Consider the following 17,982-nt stretch of genomic DNA (forward strand, 5'->3'; position numbering starts at 1 on the left):
TGCCGGCTACCGGAATTGAACTGGTGACCTACTGATTACAAGTCAGTTGCTCTACCTGCTGAGCTAAGCCGGCTTTTTTATCATATTTAATAAAAATTTTTTTGTTATTAAATAATATTTAATTATATGTATGTAATTAAATAAAAGTCAACTTATTTTTTTTTTTTTAAAAAATATCTTTAATATTTAAAAATACTTTTTTTTAAAGAAAACAGAAAATATTTATTTTTTTACGTAATTTGTATAGTTTATTTTTTTCTAAAAATGAATATTTATAAATCTTCAATAGCATTAATATTTTAAGATATGAGGTTTTTTATTAAAATTAATTTAATTCAATAACTAAAATTTTTTATATAAATAGAGATTTTTATGCAATATATTTAGATAAAATTTTTTTACTACTTCCGTTTATTTTTAAAAGTATTTCTTTTTTTATATTATAAGCTCTATATAATATATATAGGATATCTTTTTTAAAAAATGATATCAATCATTATATTTTTTAATATTTAGCATTTATGAATAAAATTATTATGATAATACATTGGGGTGTTTATGTGGCATAGAAAGATAAATTTAATTAAAGAAAAGTATAATATATCAAATTTAAAAAATAAAATAAAAGTTTCTTTTGAATTTTTTCCACCTAAAAATACTATAATTGATTCATTATTTATTAATTCGATAAGAGAATTAAAAAATTTTAATCCAGATTTTTTTTCTGTTACGCATAGTGTGAATACAAAAAATAAAAAAGATACGTCGATTGTAGTTCAAGAGATACGACGGATAGCTTCAAATATTACTGTAGCTCCTCATTTAACTAGTATTGGTTATACAGTTATGGATTTGAAAAATATTGCTGAAAAATATTGGCAAGATGGAATAAGAAATATTATTGCTCTACGAGGAGATTTTCCTCTTAAATATCAAGGTCCTAAGATATATGCTGTAGATTTAATAAAACAATTAAAAAATGTTGCTAATTTTAAGATCTTTGTTGCCGCATACCCTGAAATTCATCCAGAATCTATAAATTTAAAGGATGATCTTATGAATTTAAAAAATAAAATGGATGTTGGAGCGGAACATGCTATTACGCAATTTTTTTTTGATGTAGAAAAATTTTTACGATTTCGTGATAATTGTTATAAAAATAATATCAATATTGATATCATTCCAGGTATTTTGCCCATTTTAGATATTCAACAATTAGAAAAATTTTCAAATATGACTAATGTATATGTCCCAAAATATATTTTGAAAAAATTTCATCAACATATTAAAAACAATAAAAAATGTATTTCTATGAGTATTAATATAGCTGTTAATATTATTTTAAAATTATACCAAGAAGGGATTAAAAAATTTCATTTGTATACATTAAATCGTTCAGAATTAAGTTTAGGTATTTGTCAACGATTAGGGTTGTTATAAATTAGATGCGGTATTATATATCAAAAATTTTTTAGTTTTATTTTTTTTTCAAAAAATAAAAAATAAATATTTTAAAATTTTTTCTTTATATTATACATATTTTTAATATTTAAATAATATTAATATTATTAAATAAATATATTTACTATTTAATTTTGTTTTTTATTAAGTAAAATTTATTATTAATATAATATATAAAATCATTTATATCTTTACATTTCTGAAAAAGTTTAATAATTATTATTAATAATTTTTTTTTCAAGCTATAGAGTAGAGACTGAGATTGATTTGGTTAAAAAAATAAAGATATTTTTATAAATTTTTTAAAAAAAATATTTCAAGATTTTTAAAATAATTATTATTTCAATTGTATTAAAATTATGATTTATATATTTATTGATATATTAAATTTTTTTTTAAAAAAAAATGAAAAGTTAAACTATATTTTTATATTTTTTTTATTCGATGTCTTTAAGATACAATTTATTTTTTTTATCAATATTTAGTTAATTTTTATAAAGTAATTATTTATTTAATTTAGATAAATTAATAGATGCTATTAAAATTATAGATTAACATAAATTTTAAAACAATAATTTTTATTAAGAAAAATATCTTCTAAAAATTTAAGAATTTACTAAAGTAGAGAGGGGTATTTTTTTAAATAAAAAAATTGATTGTTATAATTTATTTCACATTCTATTTTTAAAAAAAAATGATAAAAAAAATATTTAGTAATGGCAACAATATTTTTTATTATTTGAAAAGTATAATAATTTATTGATTTTTTTATTTTTTAGATAAAAAAGATAAATGAATTTTTTTCAACATATATATAAAAAAATATATCTAAATGATAAAATTTATATATTATTATAAATATAATATTCTTTAGCACTTATATAAATATTAAAAATTTTTTTATTATTATAAATAGTTGTGATATTTTTATTAATTTTTATTAAAAAATATATTTATTTTAAGTTAAAAAATGAATAGGAAAAAAAATGCTTATAAAAAATGATAAAAAAGAAATAATTGTTTTAGCGTATTCAGGGGGACTAGATACATCTGCAATTATTCCATGGATTAAAGAAAATTATAATTTTGATGTTATAGCTTTTGTTGCTGATGTTGGCCAATCAAGAAGTGATTTAAAAAATATAAAAAAGAAAGCTATTTTATCTGGGGCTTTAGATTGTTATATTGCCGATTTAAGACATGAATTTGTAGAAAAATATGTTTATCCAATGTTATCGGTAGGCGCTTTATATGAAGGAAATTATTTATTAGGAACTGCAATAGCTCGACCTATCATAGCAAAGGCGCAAGTAAAATATGCTCATCAAATAAACGCTATCGGGTTGAGTCATGGAGCAACAGGAAAAGGTAATGATCAGGTAAGGTTTGAATTAGCTTATGCTTCCTTGGATTCTTTTCTTCAGGTGATAGCTCCTTGGCGTGAATGGAAATTTCGTTCTAGAGAAGATTTATTAAAATATTTGCAAGAAAAAAATATTAGTACTACCGCTAGTATTTCTAAAATATATAGTAAGGATGAAAATATTTTTCATATTTCTACTGAAGGAGGTATTTTAGAAGATCCATGGAATATTGCGAATGATGATTGCTGGACATGGACTACAAATCCTTATTCTGCTCCAAATAATCCTGAAAAAATTTGTTTGTCAATTAAAAAAGGTTGTGTCATATCTATTAACGGAGAGTCGTTAAACCCGTATAATTGTTTGAAAAAATTAAATAAATTAGGCTCTAAACATGGCATTGGGCGTATTGATATTGTAGAAAATCGTTTAGTAGGTATGAAATCACGAGGTTGTTATGAAACACCTGGAGGAACTATTATTTTTTTAGCTCTTAGAGCATTAGAACAGTTAGTTTTGGATCGTGAAAGTATCCAATGGAAAAGTAAAATAGCTTTAGAGATGTCAACCTTGATTTATGATGGCCGTTGGTTTACTCCCTTAAAAGATGCGCTTCAAAAATCTTCAGATGTTTTTTCAAAATTTATTGAAGGCGAAGTAGTAATTGAATTATATAAAGGTTCTGTCATTATTTTAAAAAAACGTTCTTGTAATTCTTTATATTCTTCTGAGTACGCTACCTTTAGTGATGATCAGGTATATAATCAAAAAGACGCTCAAGGGTTTATTCGTTTATTTTCGTTATCTTCACGTATTCGAATGTTAAAAAATAAAAAATAATATTTTTTTTGGAGTTAATATATGTCGCTTTGGGGCGGAAGATTTACAGAAGTTTCTCAGAAACAATTTAAAATATTTAATCGTTCCTTATCGGTTGATTATCGTTTAGTTGAAGAAGACATCGAATCTTCGATTGCGTGGTCAAAAATGTTATATGAGACTGGAGTTTTAACAGATCAAGAACAAAATTTAATAGAAAAAACTTTATCTGATATTTTAAAGCATCATACTCATGATATTAATTCTATTTTATCTTCTGATGCAGAAGATATACATAGTTGGTTAGAAAAAATATTAATAGATAAAATAGGTTCTTTAGGAAAAAAATTATATACAGGTCGAAGTAGAAACGATCAGATTGCTACTAATTTAAAGTTATGGTGTAAAAAAAAATTACGTAATATTTATCTATTAATTATTCAATTACAATGTAAATTTTTAAAACAAGCTACCATTCATCTGCATACTATTATGCCGGGATATACTCATTTACAAAGAGCTCAACCAATTACATTTTCTTATTGGTGTCTTGCGTATATTGAAATGTTTGAACGAGATAGAAAGAAAGTTAAACAAACATTAAAAAATCTTGATTATTCCCCTTTAGGGTGCGGTGCTATTTCAGGAACTTCGTGGTTTATTGATAGAAAAAAATTAGCAAAATTAATGGGTTTTTCGAATTGTACCAAGAATGCATTAGATAGTGTTTCAGATAGGGATTTTATTTTAGAAATTTTATCTGTTGCATGTATTAGTATGATGCATTTATCTAGATTTTCTGAAGATTTAATTTTTTATAATTCAGGTGAAGCTAATTTTGTTTGCTTATCTGACTCCATTACTTCCGGTTCTTCATTAATGCCTCAAAAAAAGAATCCGGATATTTTAGAGCTAATTAGAGGTAAATGTAGCTCGGTATATGGTTCTTTATTTTCTGTTTTTACTTTATTAAAAGGGTTACCTTTAGCATATAATAAAGATCTTCAAGAAGATAAAAAAAATTTATTTTCTGCATTAGATACCTGGGAAGAATGTTTGATAATGGCGTCGGTGGTATTAAGAAATATTACAGTAAATATTGACATTTGTAGAGTTGCAGCAGAAAAAGGTTATAGTAATGCAACAGAAGTAGCAGATTACTTAGTTAATAAGGGGTTATCATTTCGTGATGCCCATGATATTGTTGGAAAAATTGTTATAGAGGCTATAAATTTAAATCAATCTTTGGTAGAATTAGATTTATTAGTATATAAAAAATATCATCCTTTTTTTTCTCAAGATATTTATCAAATTTTAACTTTAACTTCTTGTTTAGATAAAAAAAATTCTTATGGTGGAGCATCTTTTCAACAGACTCAATTAGCTATAGTTTCAGTTGAAAAAAGATTAAAAAAATTAAAACAATACATTTAAAATTTAATGATATTAAAATAAAAATTTTTTTTTAAATCACGCGATTTTTATCGCGTGATTATTTAATTAATATCCATATTAAAATTTTTTTTATTTAATTATTTAATAGCGATGTAGTTTTCTTTTTTTACATTTGAATTTCATAAATAATACAAATCTTTTTTTTATATCAAATATATATTATATAAAATAAAAGCTTATTTTTTATTTTTTTAGTTAAAAAAAATTTCTTTTAATATATATGAAGAAATACCATGAATATGGTTTCTTTTATTTTTTTTTAAACAATATAATAAGTTATCTTGCGAAGAAATAATAAATATTTTTTTATTAGAATTTATAAATTTATCTAATTAATTAATATCAGAATATTTATTCTGAAGAGTATATATTAATAATATACCTTTTAAGATTAAATAATCATATTATTATTACTATAAATTAAATATTTTTAAGATAGTTATTAATATATACTTTATATTTTTAAGAATCATCTAAAAAACTTTTTAATATTTCCGATCTACTTGGGTGCCTTAATTTCCGTAATGCTTTTGCTTCTATTTGACGTATTCTTTCTCTAGTGACGTCAAATTGTTTTCCGACTTCCTCTAATGTATGATCTGTATTCATATCAATTCCAAAGCGCATACGTAATACTTTAGCTTCTCGCGCGGTTAATCCAGCTAAAACATCATGCGTAATAGTTTTGAGGCTTTCTGAAGTAGCCGACTCTAAGGGAAGTTCTAAGTTAGTATCTTCAATAAAATCTCCAAGATGTGAATCATCATCATCACCAATAGGAGTTTCCATAGAAATTGGTTCTTTTGCAATTTTTAAAACTTTACGAATTTTGTCTTCTGGTATTAACATTTTTTCTGAAAGCTCTTCAGGAGTAGGTTCTCGTCCGATTTCTTGTAGCATGTAACGTGATATTCGGTTTAATTTATTGATAGTTTCTATCATATGCACGGGTATGCGAATAGTTCTTGCTTGATCGGCTATAGATCGTGTAATAGCTTGTCTAATCCACCAAGTTGCATAAGTTGAAAACTTATATCCCCGACGATATTCAAATTTATCTACAGCCTTCATTAAGCCGATATTACCTTCTTGAATAAGATCTAAAAATTGTAGTCCACGGTTAGTATATTTTTTAGCTATAGATATTACTAATCTTAAATTTGCTTCAACCATTTCTTTTTTAGCTTTTTTTGCTTTTATTTCGCCAATCGACATTCGCTTATTTATTTCTTTTGCTTCTTTAATTGTCAACCCTATTTTTTTTTCAATATTTACAAGTTTTTTTAAAATTTTAAAAATATCTTTTTGATATTTAGATAATTTTATAGACCAAGGGGTATTCATTTTAATGGCAGTATAAAACCATTTTTGATTGGTTTCTTGATTTTTAAAAATTTTTATAAAATTATTTTTAGGCATTTTGCATATGTTTACGCATAAGTGAAAAATTTTATTTTCTTGTATGTGGATTTTTTTAATAAAATTACGCATATTTTCTACTAAATAATCAAATTGTTTTGGTACTAATCGAAATTGTTTCAAGATTTCTGAAAGTTCTGAGATTGCAGAAATAGCATTTTTATGGTTTCTATTTTTTGTTTTGATTATATAATTTGTAATATAATATTGCGTTTGTAATTTTAAAAATTTTTCTTTAGCAATATTTGGATCAATATGATTTTCTTCTTCATGATCTGTAGAAGAATTATTAATATTAATTATTTTTTCAGTTTTTTTGTTTATATTATTTAATATTTCATTTGTGGTTATTGGAAATAATGTATTTTCTATATTAGGATCAACAAATCCGGAAATGATTTCAGATAATTTCATATCTCCTGATTCTACTTTATGATATAGAGCTAAAAGATATGAAATTGCTTCTGGATATTCAGAAAAAGAACTTTGTACTTGATTAATACCTTCTTCAATACGTTTTGCGATATCAATTTCTCCTTCGCGAGTTAATAACTCTACAGTACCCATTTCACGCATATACATGCGTATTGGATCAGTTGTTCTACCTAATTCTATTTCAACATTAGAAAGCACTTGAGCTGCCACTTCTACTGCATCTTCATCTGTATCAGTTGGCGTTTCATTTAATATTAAATTACCAGCATCACGAGCTTCTTCTACCACTTGAATACCAAAATCTTTTATCATTTGAATAATATTTTTAATTTGATCAGAATTGATAATATCATCGGGTAGATGATCATGTATTTCTGTATACGTAAGGTATCCCTGTTCTTTTCCCTGAGAGACTAGTAGTTTAAGTTGTGCATGTGGTTTTTTTTCCATAATACGACGTCTACTTGTTAATATGTAAGAGTTAATAAAAAAAATAAATAAATTTGTTTGTATATAAATAAAAATAAAATATGATTTTTTAATCTAAGACTAAGTTTATAAATAATAGTTTAATAAATTTATTAAACAATAATATATCACTGACATGGCTTAATATTATTAATGACAATTTTTTGGCTAATTATCCATAACTTTTTTTTTTCTAACTGATTTAATCCTTCTTTTCTCTCTTTATTAAGCAAAGAAGTATATTTATATTCTAAATTTTGCAATTTTAATTTTTTAAGTAGCTCAAAAAATGTTGGATAAACTTTATTTTTTCCAATCATATTGTTCCATATAATTAAATATTTAAATATTTTTTCTAATTTTGAATTTCGATAATATTCAATTAATTGATTAGTTTTAAGATTAGGTTTTTTGTGTAGTTTTTTAATTAAATTTACAAAAATGTCAATTCCTAATATATGAAATTTTTTTATTTTTTTTGTATCTTTAATTTCTTTTGCTAATATTGGATTTTGTAAAATTAAACTAATTAACAATCGTATAGTTGTTTTCTTTACAAAAGATATATGATTAATTTTTTTTTTTGTATATGCTTTGTCACATAATTTTCTAAATTGATATGTATCTAAAATACCCGTTTTTTCTCCTAACATTTTTTTTAAATGTATTTGTATATTTTTTCCTGGAATTTTATTTATTAAAGGTAAAATTAATTTGCTTAACTGAATACGATCTTCAATTTTTCCTAATTGCATATTTTGAGAAATTTTATTAAATAAAAATGCATATAATATTTCTGATTTTTTTATTCTTTTTTTAAATTCTTTTTTTCCTTCTTTGAATATTAAACTACTAGGATCTTCATTATCAGGTAAAAATATAAATTTTACTGTACGATCATCAGTTAAGAATGGAAGGATAAGATTTAGTGTAGTCCAATTTGCTTTTTTTCCAGCATCATCTCCATCATAACAAAAAATAATATTATCGCTGAGTTGAAATAATTTCTTACAGTGATATACAGTGATAATTGTTCCTAATAAAGCTACCGCATAAATATTATATTGTGCTAATGATAAAACATCAAAATATCCTTCTACTACTAAGATCTGTTTTGGATTTGGATTTTGATTTTTTAATTCATAAATTCCATAAAGATTTTTATTTTTATAAAATATTGGAGTTTCTGATGAATTTAGATATTTTGGTTGATGTAGATTGTTAATTCTACGGCCTCCAAATCCATTAATTTTTCCATATTTATCTCTGATAGGGAAGATAACACGTTGTCTAAATCTATCGTATAATTTATTATTTTTATGGGTAATTATTAATCCAGAATCAGAAAAGATAGACGATTCTAGTTTTTTTTTTTCAAGATAACTTTTTATTTGATTATTTTTTATTGAAGCATAACCTAATAAAAATTTATGAATAATTTTGAGTTTAATTCCTCTTTGAAGTAAATATTGATAAGCGATATTGTTAGACGAAAAAAGATTTTTTTGATATATTTTAGAAATATCAGATAATAATAAATGTAATTTTTTTATGTAAAAGTATTTTTTTGCTTCTTTTGTTTTTATTTTTTTATAAGGAATTTCAAGATTGTTTAATGAGCTTAGCTCTGTAATGCTATCTAAAAAATTTAATTGTTCATATAACATTAAAAAATCAATAGCGTTTCCATGTATTTTACATCCAAAACAATAAAAAAATTGTTTTTTTTTATTTATAATAAACGATGGTGTTTTTTCTTGATGAAAAGGACACAATGCTTGGTAATTATTTCCTATTTTTTTAAGTTTAATTCGTGAATTTATTAAGTTTATTATGTTAGTTCGTTCAAGTAGTTCTTCGATAAAATGTTGTGGAATTTTTTCTATCATATTATTTAAATTATAAGGTATGAGTATGAAATTTTTGACCGTGCTTTGGTATAGAACGGTCGATATGTTTTTTTTTACGAATATAAATAATTTAATACATTCGAGTACGTTTAGAATGGTCTCGAGCTATTTTTTTTGCTAATCTTTTAATAGCAGAAGCTTTTGCACGTTTACGTTCAGTTGTTGGTTTTTCGTAAAATTCTCTTCTACGAATTTCTGCTAAAATTCCTGCTTTTTCGCATGATCTTTTAAATCTTCTCAACGCAACATCAAATGGTTCATTTTCGCGTACTTTGATAATAGGCATATTTATTTTTCTCTAATTTTAAAGGAGTTCTTTTTTGGTTTTTATTTTTTTTTTAAAATTTTTTTATTTTTTTATATTATACAATATTCTTTTGATAATTAATAACTTGTATAATATTGAATATATTTTTAAAAAAAAATATATTTTTTTGGAATATATTATGAAAATTTTAGGTATAGAAACATCTTGTGATGACACATCGGTTGCTATTTATGATGATCAGTTAGGAATTATTTTTCATAAAACTTGGAATCAGACTAAAATTCATTCTAAATTTGGAGGTGTGGTCCCTGAACTAGCGGCAAGATGTCATTTAAGTCAATTAAATTATTTAATAAAAGAAATTTTTTTAGAATTATTTAATTATAACATAAAAAAATTGAAAAATAATATTATTGATGCAATTGCATATACAGCTGGACCGGGATTAGTTAGCTCTTTGTTAGTTGGCGCCACTGTCGGTTGTAGTTTAGCTTTTTCTTTAGGAATACCATATATACCAGTTAATCATATAGAAGGTCATTTATTATCACCTATGATTAATAAGAAATTTCCAGTTTTTCCTTTTATTGCTTTATTAATATCAGGCGGTAATACACAGTTAATTCATGCAGTTAGTTTGGGTCAATATAAAATTTTAGGACAAACTGTAGATAATGCTGTGGGAAATGTATTTGATTATATAGCTAAATTATTAGGATTAGGTTTTCCAGGAGGAAAACAATTATCTCTTTTAGCGCAATATGGTATTTATAAAAAGTATATATTTCCTCGTCCGATGACTAAATATTATAATTTAAATTTTAGTTTTTCTGGTTTACAAACGCATACAGAGCAAGTATTTTATAAGAGTACAAAAACATTTCAAGAAAAAGCAAATATTTCTAGAGCTTTTGAAGAAGCTATAATTGATACATTAATTATAAAATCTCAATATGCTATTAAAAAAATAAAATTAAATTCTTTGGTTGTTTGTGGTGGAGTTAGTGCGAATACTACCCTACGAAAGAAATTTAATTCTGTAATGAAAAGAAATAATGGAAAAATTTATTTTTCTGAAAAAAAATTTAGCACAGATAATGCTGCAATGATTGCATACGTTGGATATTTAAGATATAAGTTAGGTTTATATTCTACTGATTTATCTATTCAAGTTTATCCAAATTGGTTAATTAATGAAAGTAATCTACTAAATATAAAATATTAATCATAATTATAATATATATTATCCTCTTTTTATTTTTTTTGATGTTTTTTTTAAAAATTTTTTATATATTTTGTATATTAAATAAAGGTTTGACCTTATATAATGTATATATATATTTATATATTTTTCTTTTTAATTTATTTTTTGTAAATTACTTATTAAATAATGATTTTTTTAGGTGAAAATTTGAAAATATATTTAGTAGGAGGCGCAATTAGGGATAGTTTATTAGGTTTAGCTATTCATGATAGAGATTGGATGGTTGTTGGAGCGACGCCTGAACAAATGTTAAAAAAAAAATATCAACAAGTTGGTCGAGATTTTCCTGTTTTTATACATCCCAAAACTTATGAGGAATATGCATTAGCTCGTACAGAACGAAAAAATGGAGTAGGACATACAGGTTTTTCTGTAAATTTTTCACCGGATGTAACATTATCAGAAGATTTAATTCGGCGGGACTTAACCATTAATGCAATGGCTCAAGATAAAAATGGTAATTTAATTGATTTATTTTTTGGAAAACAAGATATTAAAGATCGAGTTTTGCGTCATGTATCATTAGCGTTTCAGGAGGATCCTTTAAGGGTTTTAAGAGTTGCTCGATTTGCCGCTTCTTTGGCTCATTTAGGATTTCAAATAGCAAAAGAAACCATGTGTCTTATGCAATCTATGTGTGAAAATAAAGATTTATTACATTTATTTCCAGAAAGAATTTGGAAAGAAACAGAAAAAGGATTGTGTACAAATAATCCTCATGTATATTTTCAAGTGTTACATTCGTGTCATGCATTAAATTTTTTATTTCCTGAAATAGTTTTTTTTTATCAGTATTTTTTTTCTGTATTTCTTTTTGAAAAAAAGATTAGCGCAATAAAAATAGGATTTAAAGAAATGTTTCGAATATCTAAGTTGACTACAGATGTTTGTATTAGATTTTCTTATTTTATTCAGTTTTTGAGTAGAATTTATTGTGTTCCTGATATTTTTACAGATGATTATTTTTTTTATAAAAAACCGGTAATATTAATTCAAAGTTTATGTGCGCGATTAAAAATTCCTTTAGAAATTAAAAAAACAGCAGTTTTTATGTGTGGTTTTCATAATTTTTTACAATCTATTAATATACAACCTACAAAATTAATTATAAAGTTTTTTGATATTATTGATGTATGGCGTAACCCTAGAATGTTAAAAAAATTTAATTACTTAAAATTTTATTATACTCATGTTACATTTTCTTTTCAAAAAAAAGTTACTTTAGGTGATTTATTACATAATATGTTTAATGTTATTAAAGAGATCTCTATTCAATCAATTGGTTTTAAAAAGAAATTAGAAGGTATTGCTATACGTAATGAGTTAAATCGTTTAAGAGTTTATCATTTGGAAAAATGGCGTTCATTACAAAAACTTAATTTTATCAAAAAAAAATATTAGATTTATATATTAGTAGTGAATTTTTATAAGATATTTTTAATATTTTTTGAATATTTTAAATGCAAATATAATTATTAGTTTTTTTTTGGAATTTAAAATTAATTTTTAAGAGAGAAGAAAATTTTATTAAAAAACTTAATAATAAATGTATATATACTTTTTATAGTACAATAATTAATATGAATTTTGATATATTTTAAATTGGATAAATAAAAATATTGAAATCTATATTTCATCATGCAAAATACTATCTTTGATATATATGAATGTCCTTGATTTTTCGGTAATGAATATTCTTCAATATTATTGATTAATTTTTTTTCTATTATATATCAATATTTTATTTATATTTAAAGAAATTTTTTTATTATTAAGGGGTAAAATTTTTTATTTTTTAACTGATAATTAATTTAATTGAATACTATGGAAAATCTTTTATTAATAAAGATTTTCTATTTTCATAATTCTTGTTTTTCCGGCTTTTATCATACCAGAATATAGACGTATTTTTTTTATTTTTTCTGAATAATGTATTGTTATTATCATTGATTTAATCCAATGATGGATTAATGATTTATTGATCATAATAAGTTCATTGGAATAAATGTATTGTTTATATAAAATCATTTGACTTATTTTTTCTTTAGGAATGTTGTTAGATATTTCTAGAGTTATGGAGATTTTAATTTCTTTTGTTATTTTTATTAATATTTGATATTTATTATTAATATCATTGATATTAATGATGCCATGACAAGGACTAATTATTATTTTTCCGGTTTGTTGTACACTCATTTTTTGAGAATAAATTTTTTTTAAAGCGTTTTGATTAATTTTTTGAGAGGTTAAGATAGATATTTTTCCAGATATCGGAGATATTATATTTAAAGTTTTACATTTATTTTTCATGATTTTTTTATATTTTTTTTTATTTATTATATTGTATCTTACTTTTGTATAAATAAAAAGAGTATTATATATCTGTGTAATTTTTAAAATTTCAAATAATTTTTTTATTATTGTTTGATAATAGATTTAAATATATTTTGGTAAAAATTAAAAAAATAAATTTTTAATTAGAAATATTTTTTAATCGTTATTTTTTTTATTTTTTTTAATAGAAAAATTTTAATATGGTGTTTTCTATGAAATTAATTTTTAATGAGATTTTATATTTATATCAACAGCTTAAATTTCATAATTATTTATATCATACGCTAGATGCTCCCATTATATCAGATTTAAAATATGATGAATTATATAAGAAGACTATAGAATTAGAACGTCGGCATGGTAATGATGAAACTAAAAATTTGTTAAAAACTGTATTAAATCGGATTGGGGGTGATAATTTAAATTTTTTCTCTAAATGTCAACATCATATTTCAATGCTATCATTAAATAGTACAGATAAAATAGAAGAATTAGAACATTTTGATATAAAGGTAAAAAAATTATTAAATATAAAAAAAGATATTTTTTATTGTTGTGATTTAAAATTTGATGGTTTAGCTTTGAATTTATTATATAGAGAAGGAATATTAATATCAGCTGCAACACGTGGAGATGGTATAATTGGTGAAAATGTTACAAATAATGTTCTTATGATTTCTAGTATTCCTAAAAAATTAGTCGGTGATAATATTCCGAAGATTATAGAAATTCGTGGAGAAGTTTTTATGAAAAAATCTGATTTTTTATTATTAAATCAAAGAAATTTTTTTAATCATAAAAAATTATTTTCTAATCCTCGAAATGCTGCAGCAGGATCATTACGTCAATTAAATCCTCAGATTACTCAAAAAAGAAATTTAATGTTTTTTTCTTATGGTTACGGATTTTGTAGTGATAATTTTCAAAATTATAATAGTCATTATAAAAGATTAATCCAGATCAGAAATTGGGGTGTTCCGGTGTATCATAAAGTAGTATTATATTCTAGTATTAAAAAGATAATTTCTTTCTATCAAAAAATTTATCAAAATAGACATAATTTAGATTTTGATATCGATGGTATTGTGGTAAAAGTTAATAATATTTTATATCAAAGTCAATTAGGTTTTCTAGAGAAATCACCGCGTTGGGCTATAGCTATCAAGTTTTATTCAATAGATGTAGAAACACAAGTTTTGAATGTGACATTTCACATAGGTAGATCCGGTATTATTACTCCTGTTGCACATTTTTTTCCGATTGTTATTTCTGGAGTTACTATTAGTAAAGCTACATTATATAATATGAATAATATTTATAAGATGAACTTAAAGTTAGGTGATTATGTAACTGTATATCGTGCAGGAGATGTGATCCCTAAGATTAGAAAGGTATTGTTATCTAAAAGAAAATTTCAAAAAACAAAGAATATTATTTTTCCTGTAAAATGTATGTCTTGTAAGACAGATTTAGTGCAAAACTCTTATTTAGGTTCTTTATTTTGTCCATCTGGTTTGATTTGTACAGCGCAAAATTTAAAAAGATTGATTCATTTTACTTCAAAAAGAGCTTTAAATATTGATGGTTTAGGTAAAAAAATTATAGAAAAGTTAATGAATTTGAGATTAATAAAAACTCCTCTTGATTTTTTTTTCTTGGATCTGCAATGTTTATGTAAAGTTTCTGGAATTGGTATAGTACTAGCAAAAAAAATTATTTTAAATATTAAAAAGTCAAAAAAGATTACCTTAGAAAAATTTATTTATTCTTTAGGAATCTTATATGTTGGTTTATCAATATCACGACGTATAGCAAACCATTTTTTTTTATTAGATAATTTTTTATCTGCTAATTACGAATCTTTATTTAAAATTCCAGGTATAGGAAAAAATATTGCTTATTCAATTAATTTATTTTTAAATACCATGGAAAATAAAAATATATTAATGAAAATGAAGGAGATAATGAATATCACTTCTCCTGTTTTTGTTTCTAATAAAATAAATACTAGTTTATCATGGATACAAAAAAAAATTTTTGTTTTTTCTGGTCAATTTATCTTCATCAAACGTCATGATTTACAGTTATTAATTGAAAAATTTGAAGGAATCATTCAGTCTCATATAACAAAAAATATTGATTTTTTGGTTATTGGTAAAAATCCAGGTAAGAAATTAGAATTTTCAAAGAAATTTAAGATTACTATTTTAAAAGAAAAAGAAATTTTGAAGTTACTAAATTTAAAAAAATAAATAATGGGTTGTGCAGGATTTGAACCTGCGACCAATTGATTAAAAGTCAACTGCTCTACCGACTGAGCTAACAACCCTTCTTGTAAATGATATTTTATACATTATATTTTTTGTAGAATATAAATTTGGGTGATGACGGTCTCGAACCGCCGACCCTCTCCGTGTAAAGGAGAAGCTCTACCAACTGAGCTAATCACCCTATGTATATTATAGGGCAGATATTCTATGAGTCAATATAAATTTATTATTATTTTTTTTATCTTAAAAAAAATTATATTTTTTTTAAAACATTTTTATTAATTTTTATTCTTAATAAATATTTTTTATAGGTTACTATATGAAAGTTAAAACTAGATTTTCACCTAGTCCGACTGGTGTATTACATATCGGTGGAGTTCGTACCGCTTTATATTCTTGGTTATTTGCACGTAAGTTTGGAGGATCTTTTATATTACGTATTGAAGATACCGATATTAATCGATTACAAAAAAGTTCAGTGAATGAGATTATAAACAGTTTATATAAATTAGGTTTATTTTGGGATGAAGAACCATATTTTCAAAGTAAACGTTTAGCAATATATCAAAATGTTATTCGAACTATGTTAAATAATGGTACTGCTTATAAATGTTATTGCTCAGTTCAGCGCTTAGAAAAGTTACGTAAAAATCAAATAGAAAAAAAAGAAAAACCAAGATATGATAAAAAATGTAGAGATTTGTCTTTATCTTTTAATAAATCAAATACACCATATGTTGTTCGTTTTAAAAATCCAGAAAATGGATATGTTGAATTTACCGATCTTATTCGAGGAAAAATAACGTTTTTAAATTCTGAGTTGGACGATTTAGTCATTCAAAGATCCAACGGAATACCAACGTATAATTTTTGTGTTGTAGTAGATGATTACTCTATGGAGATTACTCATGTGATTCGAGGTGAAGATCATATTAATAATACTCCTCGACAAATTAATTTATTACATGCTTTACAAAAAAATATTCCTCAATATGCCCACGTACCCATGATTTTAGCTGCAGATGGACAAAAATTATCTAAAAGAAATAGTGATACACCAAGTATTATACAATATTTTCGTGACGGGTATATTACTGAAGCATTATTAAATTATATTTTGCGATTAGGCTGGGCACATAAAGATCAAGAAATTTTTACTGTAGAGGAAATGATTCATTTATTTAATTTTAAATCAGTTAGTAAATCGCCAAGCATTTTAAATAAAAATAAATTATTATGGTTAAATCATCATTATTTATCTAATTTACCTAATAAACGAGTAAATAATTATCTTTTTTCATATATGAAAAAAATAGGTATTTCTTTTTTTCCAGATATAGATTCAAGTAATATTATTAAAGATTTTATGTCTCGTCATAGAACTTTAAAAGATTTTTTAGAGTCGTACCCGTATTTTTATAAAGAATTTAATATTGCACAAGTAGAAAATATAAAAAAATTTTATAATATACAAAATATTGAAATATTAACCTTTGTTTATAAGAAGTTTTTAACAGTATTAAATTGGAATACTAAAGAATTATCAAATATTCTTAAAAATTCATTGTTAATGTTGAATATTAAATATAAAAAAATTGCTATGTTATTACGGATTAGTGTTACAGGAATGCAGCATACTCCAGGTATTATATCAGTAATTTTTTATTTAGGTAAAACTCGTGTTTTATGTCGTTTACTTAATACTTTAAAATATTTTAATCAATCTTAATAAAAAATCATTTAATATTATTTATTTTTTTTTAAATTTTTTTTTATTAAAAATATTTATGTGATCTTTTTTTTATAAAAAACTATAATATTTTTTAATCAAAAGATATTAAAGATTTATGATTACTAATATAGTAAATAATTTTTACTATAGATTTTTATCTCTTAATTGTTTTTTATTTTTATTTTTTTATAAATTTTCTCTTTTTTTGAAAAATTTATATGTGAATAAATATTTTTTTAGTTTTAATTTTTTTTTTAAAAATATTTTAAACCTCTTTTTTTGCATAGATATCTTTTTTAAGATGATTTAACGGATAATAGATCATCTTTTTATAAGTATTGCATTATGCTAGATTATATATTATCTGGCATAATGATTTTATTTTTTATATATTTATACTGGCATATTTATAATTTCTTCATATGCACTAATTAGTTTTTTTCTGATTTGGGTTAATGTTTTTATCCATAATCCTTCCTGATTTAATTCGATACATTTATCTTTATAACCTAGATAATTTTTTTGTTTTATTTTTTTAATTTTTTCATTTAGTTTAATTTTATTTATATTTAAAAAATTATCTTTTTTTTTATTAATTTTTTTATTTAAAATTTTATTAACGATCTTAAAGAATTGACTCTTTATTTTTTTTTTCTGATGATAACTATTTTTTATTTTTTGATTATATATTGGTTTTGGTGTATTTTTTTTGATATTCTTTATATTCATAGTTGTGGTCCGATAACTTTTTAAAATAACTTATTAACTTTTATAGTCATTAAT

General features: G+C 23.0%; 12 protein-coding genes and 3 tRNA genes. 7 read left to right on the forward strand and 8 right to left on the reverse strand.

Going from position 1 to position 17,982, the window contains the following annotated elements; translation table 11 throughout:
* Positions 1–73: transfer RNA gene (locus APCICONF2801_RS00145), tRNA-Thr, on the reverse strand.
* Between the two features lie 485 nt (positions 74–558).
* Between APCICONF2801_RS00145 and APCICONF2801_RS00150 the strand changes: the two genes are divergently transcribed.
* From APCICONF2801_RS00150 to argH, 3 genes are all read left to right on the forward strand, one after another.
* Positions 559–1,440, forward strand: a complete 882-nt coding sequence (locus APCICONF2801_RS00150; RefSeq protein WP_075431654.1) for a methylenetetrahydrofolate reductase — start codon at positions 559–561, stop codon at positions 1,438–1,440.
* A gap of 1,013 nt (positions 1,441–2,453) precedes the next feature.
* On the forward strand, positions 2,454–3,665 hold the full coding sequence (locus APCICONF2801_RS00155) for an argininosuccinate synthase (RefSeq protein ID WP_172800843.1): 1,212 nt from the start codon (positions 2,454–2,456) through the stop codon (positions 3,663–3,665).
* A 21-nt stretch (positions 3,666–3,686) separates the two neighbouring features.
* Positions 3,687–5,078, forward strand: coding sequence for an argininosuccinate lyase (gene argH / locus APCICONF2801_RS00160; protein WP_075431657.1), 1,392 nt, complete (start codon positions 3,687–3,689; stop codon positions 5,076–5,078).
* A 483-nt stretch (positions 5,079–5,561) separates the two neighbouring features.
* Here argH and rpoD read toward each other — a convergent pair whose 3' ends face one another.
* The 3 genes from rpoD to rpsU form a co-directional block, all read right to left on the reverse strand.
* A complete protein-coding gene (rpoD, locus tag APCICONF2801_RS00165; RefSeq protein ID WP_075431660.1) occupies positions 5,562–7,403 on the reverse strand; it encodes an RNA polymerase sigma factor RpoD in 1,842 nt (613 codons plus the stop codon).
* A 146-nt stretch (positions 7,404–7,549) separates the two neighbouring features.
* Positions 7,550–9,310, reverse strand: a complete 1,761-nt coding sequence (gene dnaG / locus APCICONF2801_RS00170; RefSeq protein WP_075431661.1) for a DNA primase — start codon at positions 9,308–9,310, stop codon at positions 7,550–7,552.
* A gap of 91 nt (positions 9,311–9,401) precedes the next feature.
* Positions 9,402–9,617: a 30S ribosomal protein S21 gene (rpsU, locus tag APCICONF2801_RS00175; RefSeq protein ID WP_075431663.1), complete on the reverse strand. Its 216-nt coding sequence runs from the start codon at positions 9,615–9,617 to the stop codon at positions 9,402–9,404.
* 160 nt (positions 9,618–9,777) lie between these two features.
* On the opposite strand from rpsU, the gene tsaD reads away from it, so the two are divergent.
* The gene (gene tsaD / locus APCICONF2801_RS00180; RefSeq protein WP_075432391.1) at positions 9,778–10,824 is read left to right on the forward strand and encodes a tRNA (adenosine(37)-N6)-threonylcarbamoyltransferase complex transferase subunit TsaD; all 1,047 of its coding nucleotides are present in this window, start codon (positions 9,778–9,780) and stop codon (positions 10,822–10,824) included.
* Between the two features lie 186 nt (positions 10,825–11,010).
* Positions 11,011–12,264 carry a CCA-adding protein gene (locus APCICONF2801_RS00185; protein WP_075431665.1) on the forward strand — a complete coding sequence of 418 codons (1,254 nt, stop codon included), beginning with the start codon at positions 11,011–11,013 and terminating at the stop codon, positions 12,262–12,264.
* A 438-nt stretch (positions 12,265–12,702) separates the two neighbouring features.
* Here the strand turns inward: APCICONF2801_RS00185 and APCICONF2801_RS00190 are convergent, their stop codons facing one another.
* On the reverse strand, positions 12,703–13,173 hold the full coding sequence (locus APCICONF2801_RS00190) for a hypothetical protein (protein ID WP_075431666.1): 471 nt from the start codon (positions 13,171–13,173) through the stop codon (positions 12,703–12,705).
* Positions 13,174–13,409: 236 nt separating this feature from the next.
* Between APCICONF2801_RS00190 and ligA the strand changes: the two genes are divergently transcribed.
* On the forward strand, positions 13,410–15,449 hold the full coding sequence (ligA, locus tag APCICONF2801_RS00195) for an NAD-dependent DNA ligase LigA (protein WP_075431668.1): 2,040 nt from the start codon (positions 13,410–13,412) through the stop codon (positions 15,447–15,449).
* 4 nt (positions 15,450–15,453) lie between these two features.
* Here ligA and APCICONF2801_RS00200 read toward each other — a convergent pair.
* Together APCICONF2801_RS00200 and APCICONF2801_RS00205 are read right to left on the reverse strand one after the other, a co-directional pair.
* Positions 15,454–15,526, reverse strand: a tRNA-Lys gene (locus APCICONF2801_RS00200).
* A gap of 49 nt (positions 15,527–15,575) precedes the next feature.
* Positions 15,576–15,648 (reverse strand) — tRNA-Val (locus APCICONF2801_RS00205).
* 138 nt (positions 15,649–15,786) lie between these two features.
* Here APCICONF2801_RS00205 and gltX point away from each other — a divergent pair.
* Positions 15,787–17,196 carry a glutamate--tRNA ligase gene (gltX, locus tag APCICONF2801_RS00210; protein WP_075431670.1) on the forward strand — a complete coding sequence of 470 codons (1,410 nt, stop codon included), beginning with the start codon at positions 15,787–15,789 and terminating at the stop codon, positions 17,194–17,196.
* 396 nt (positions 17,197–17,592) lie between these two features.
* Here gltX and APCICONF2801_RS00215 read toward each other — a convergent pair whose 3' ends face one another.
* Positions 17,593–17,928: a flagellar hook-basal body complex protein FliE gene (locus APCICONF2801_RS00215; RefSeq protein ID WP_075431672.1), complete on the reverse strand. Its 336-nt coding sequence runs from the start codon at positions 17,926–17,928 to the stop codon at positions 17,593–17,595.
* Between the last annotated feature and the right edge of the window lie 54 nt (positions 17,929–17,982).

Source organism: Buchnera aphidicola (Cinara confinis) (assembly GCF_900128735.1).
Taxonomy (GTDB): domain Bacteria; phylum Pseudomonadota; class Gammaproteobacteria; order Enterobacterales; family Enterobacteriaceae; genus Buchnera_F; species Buchnera_F aphidicola_L.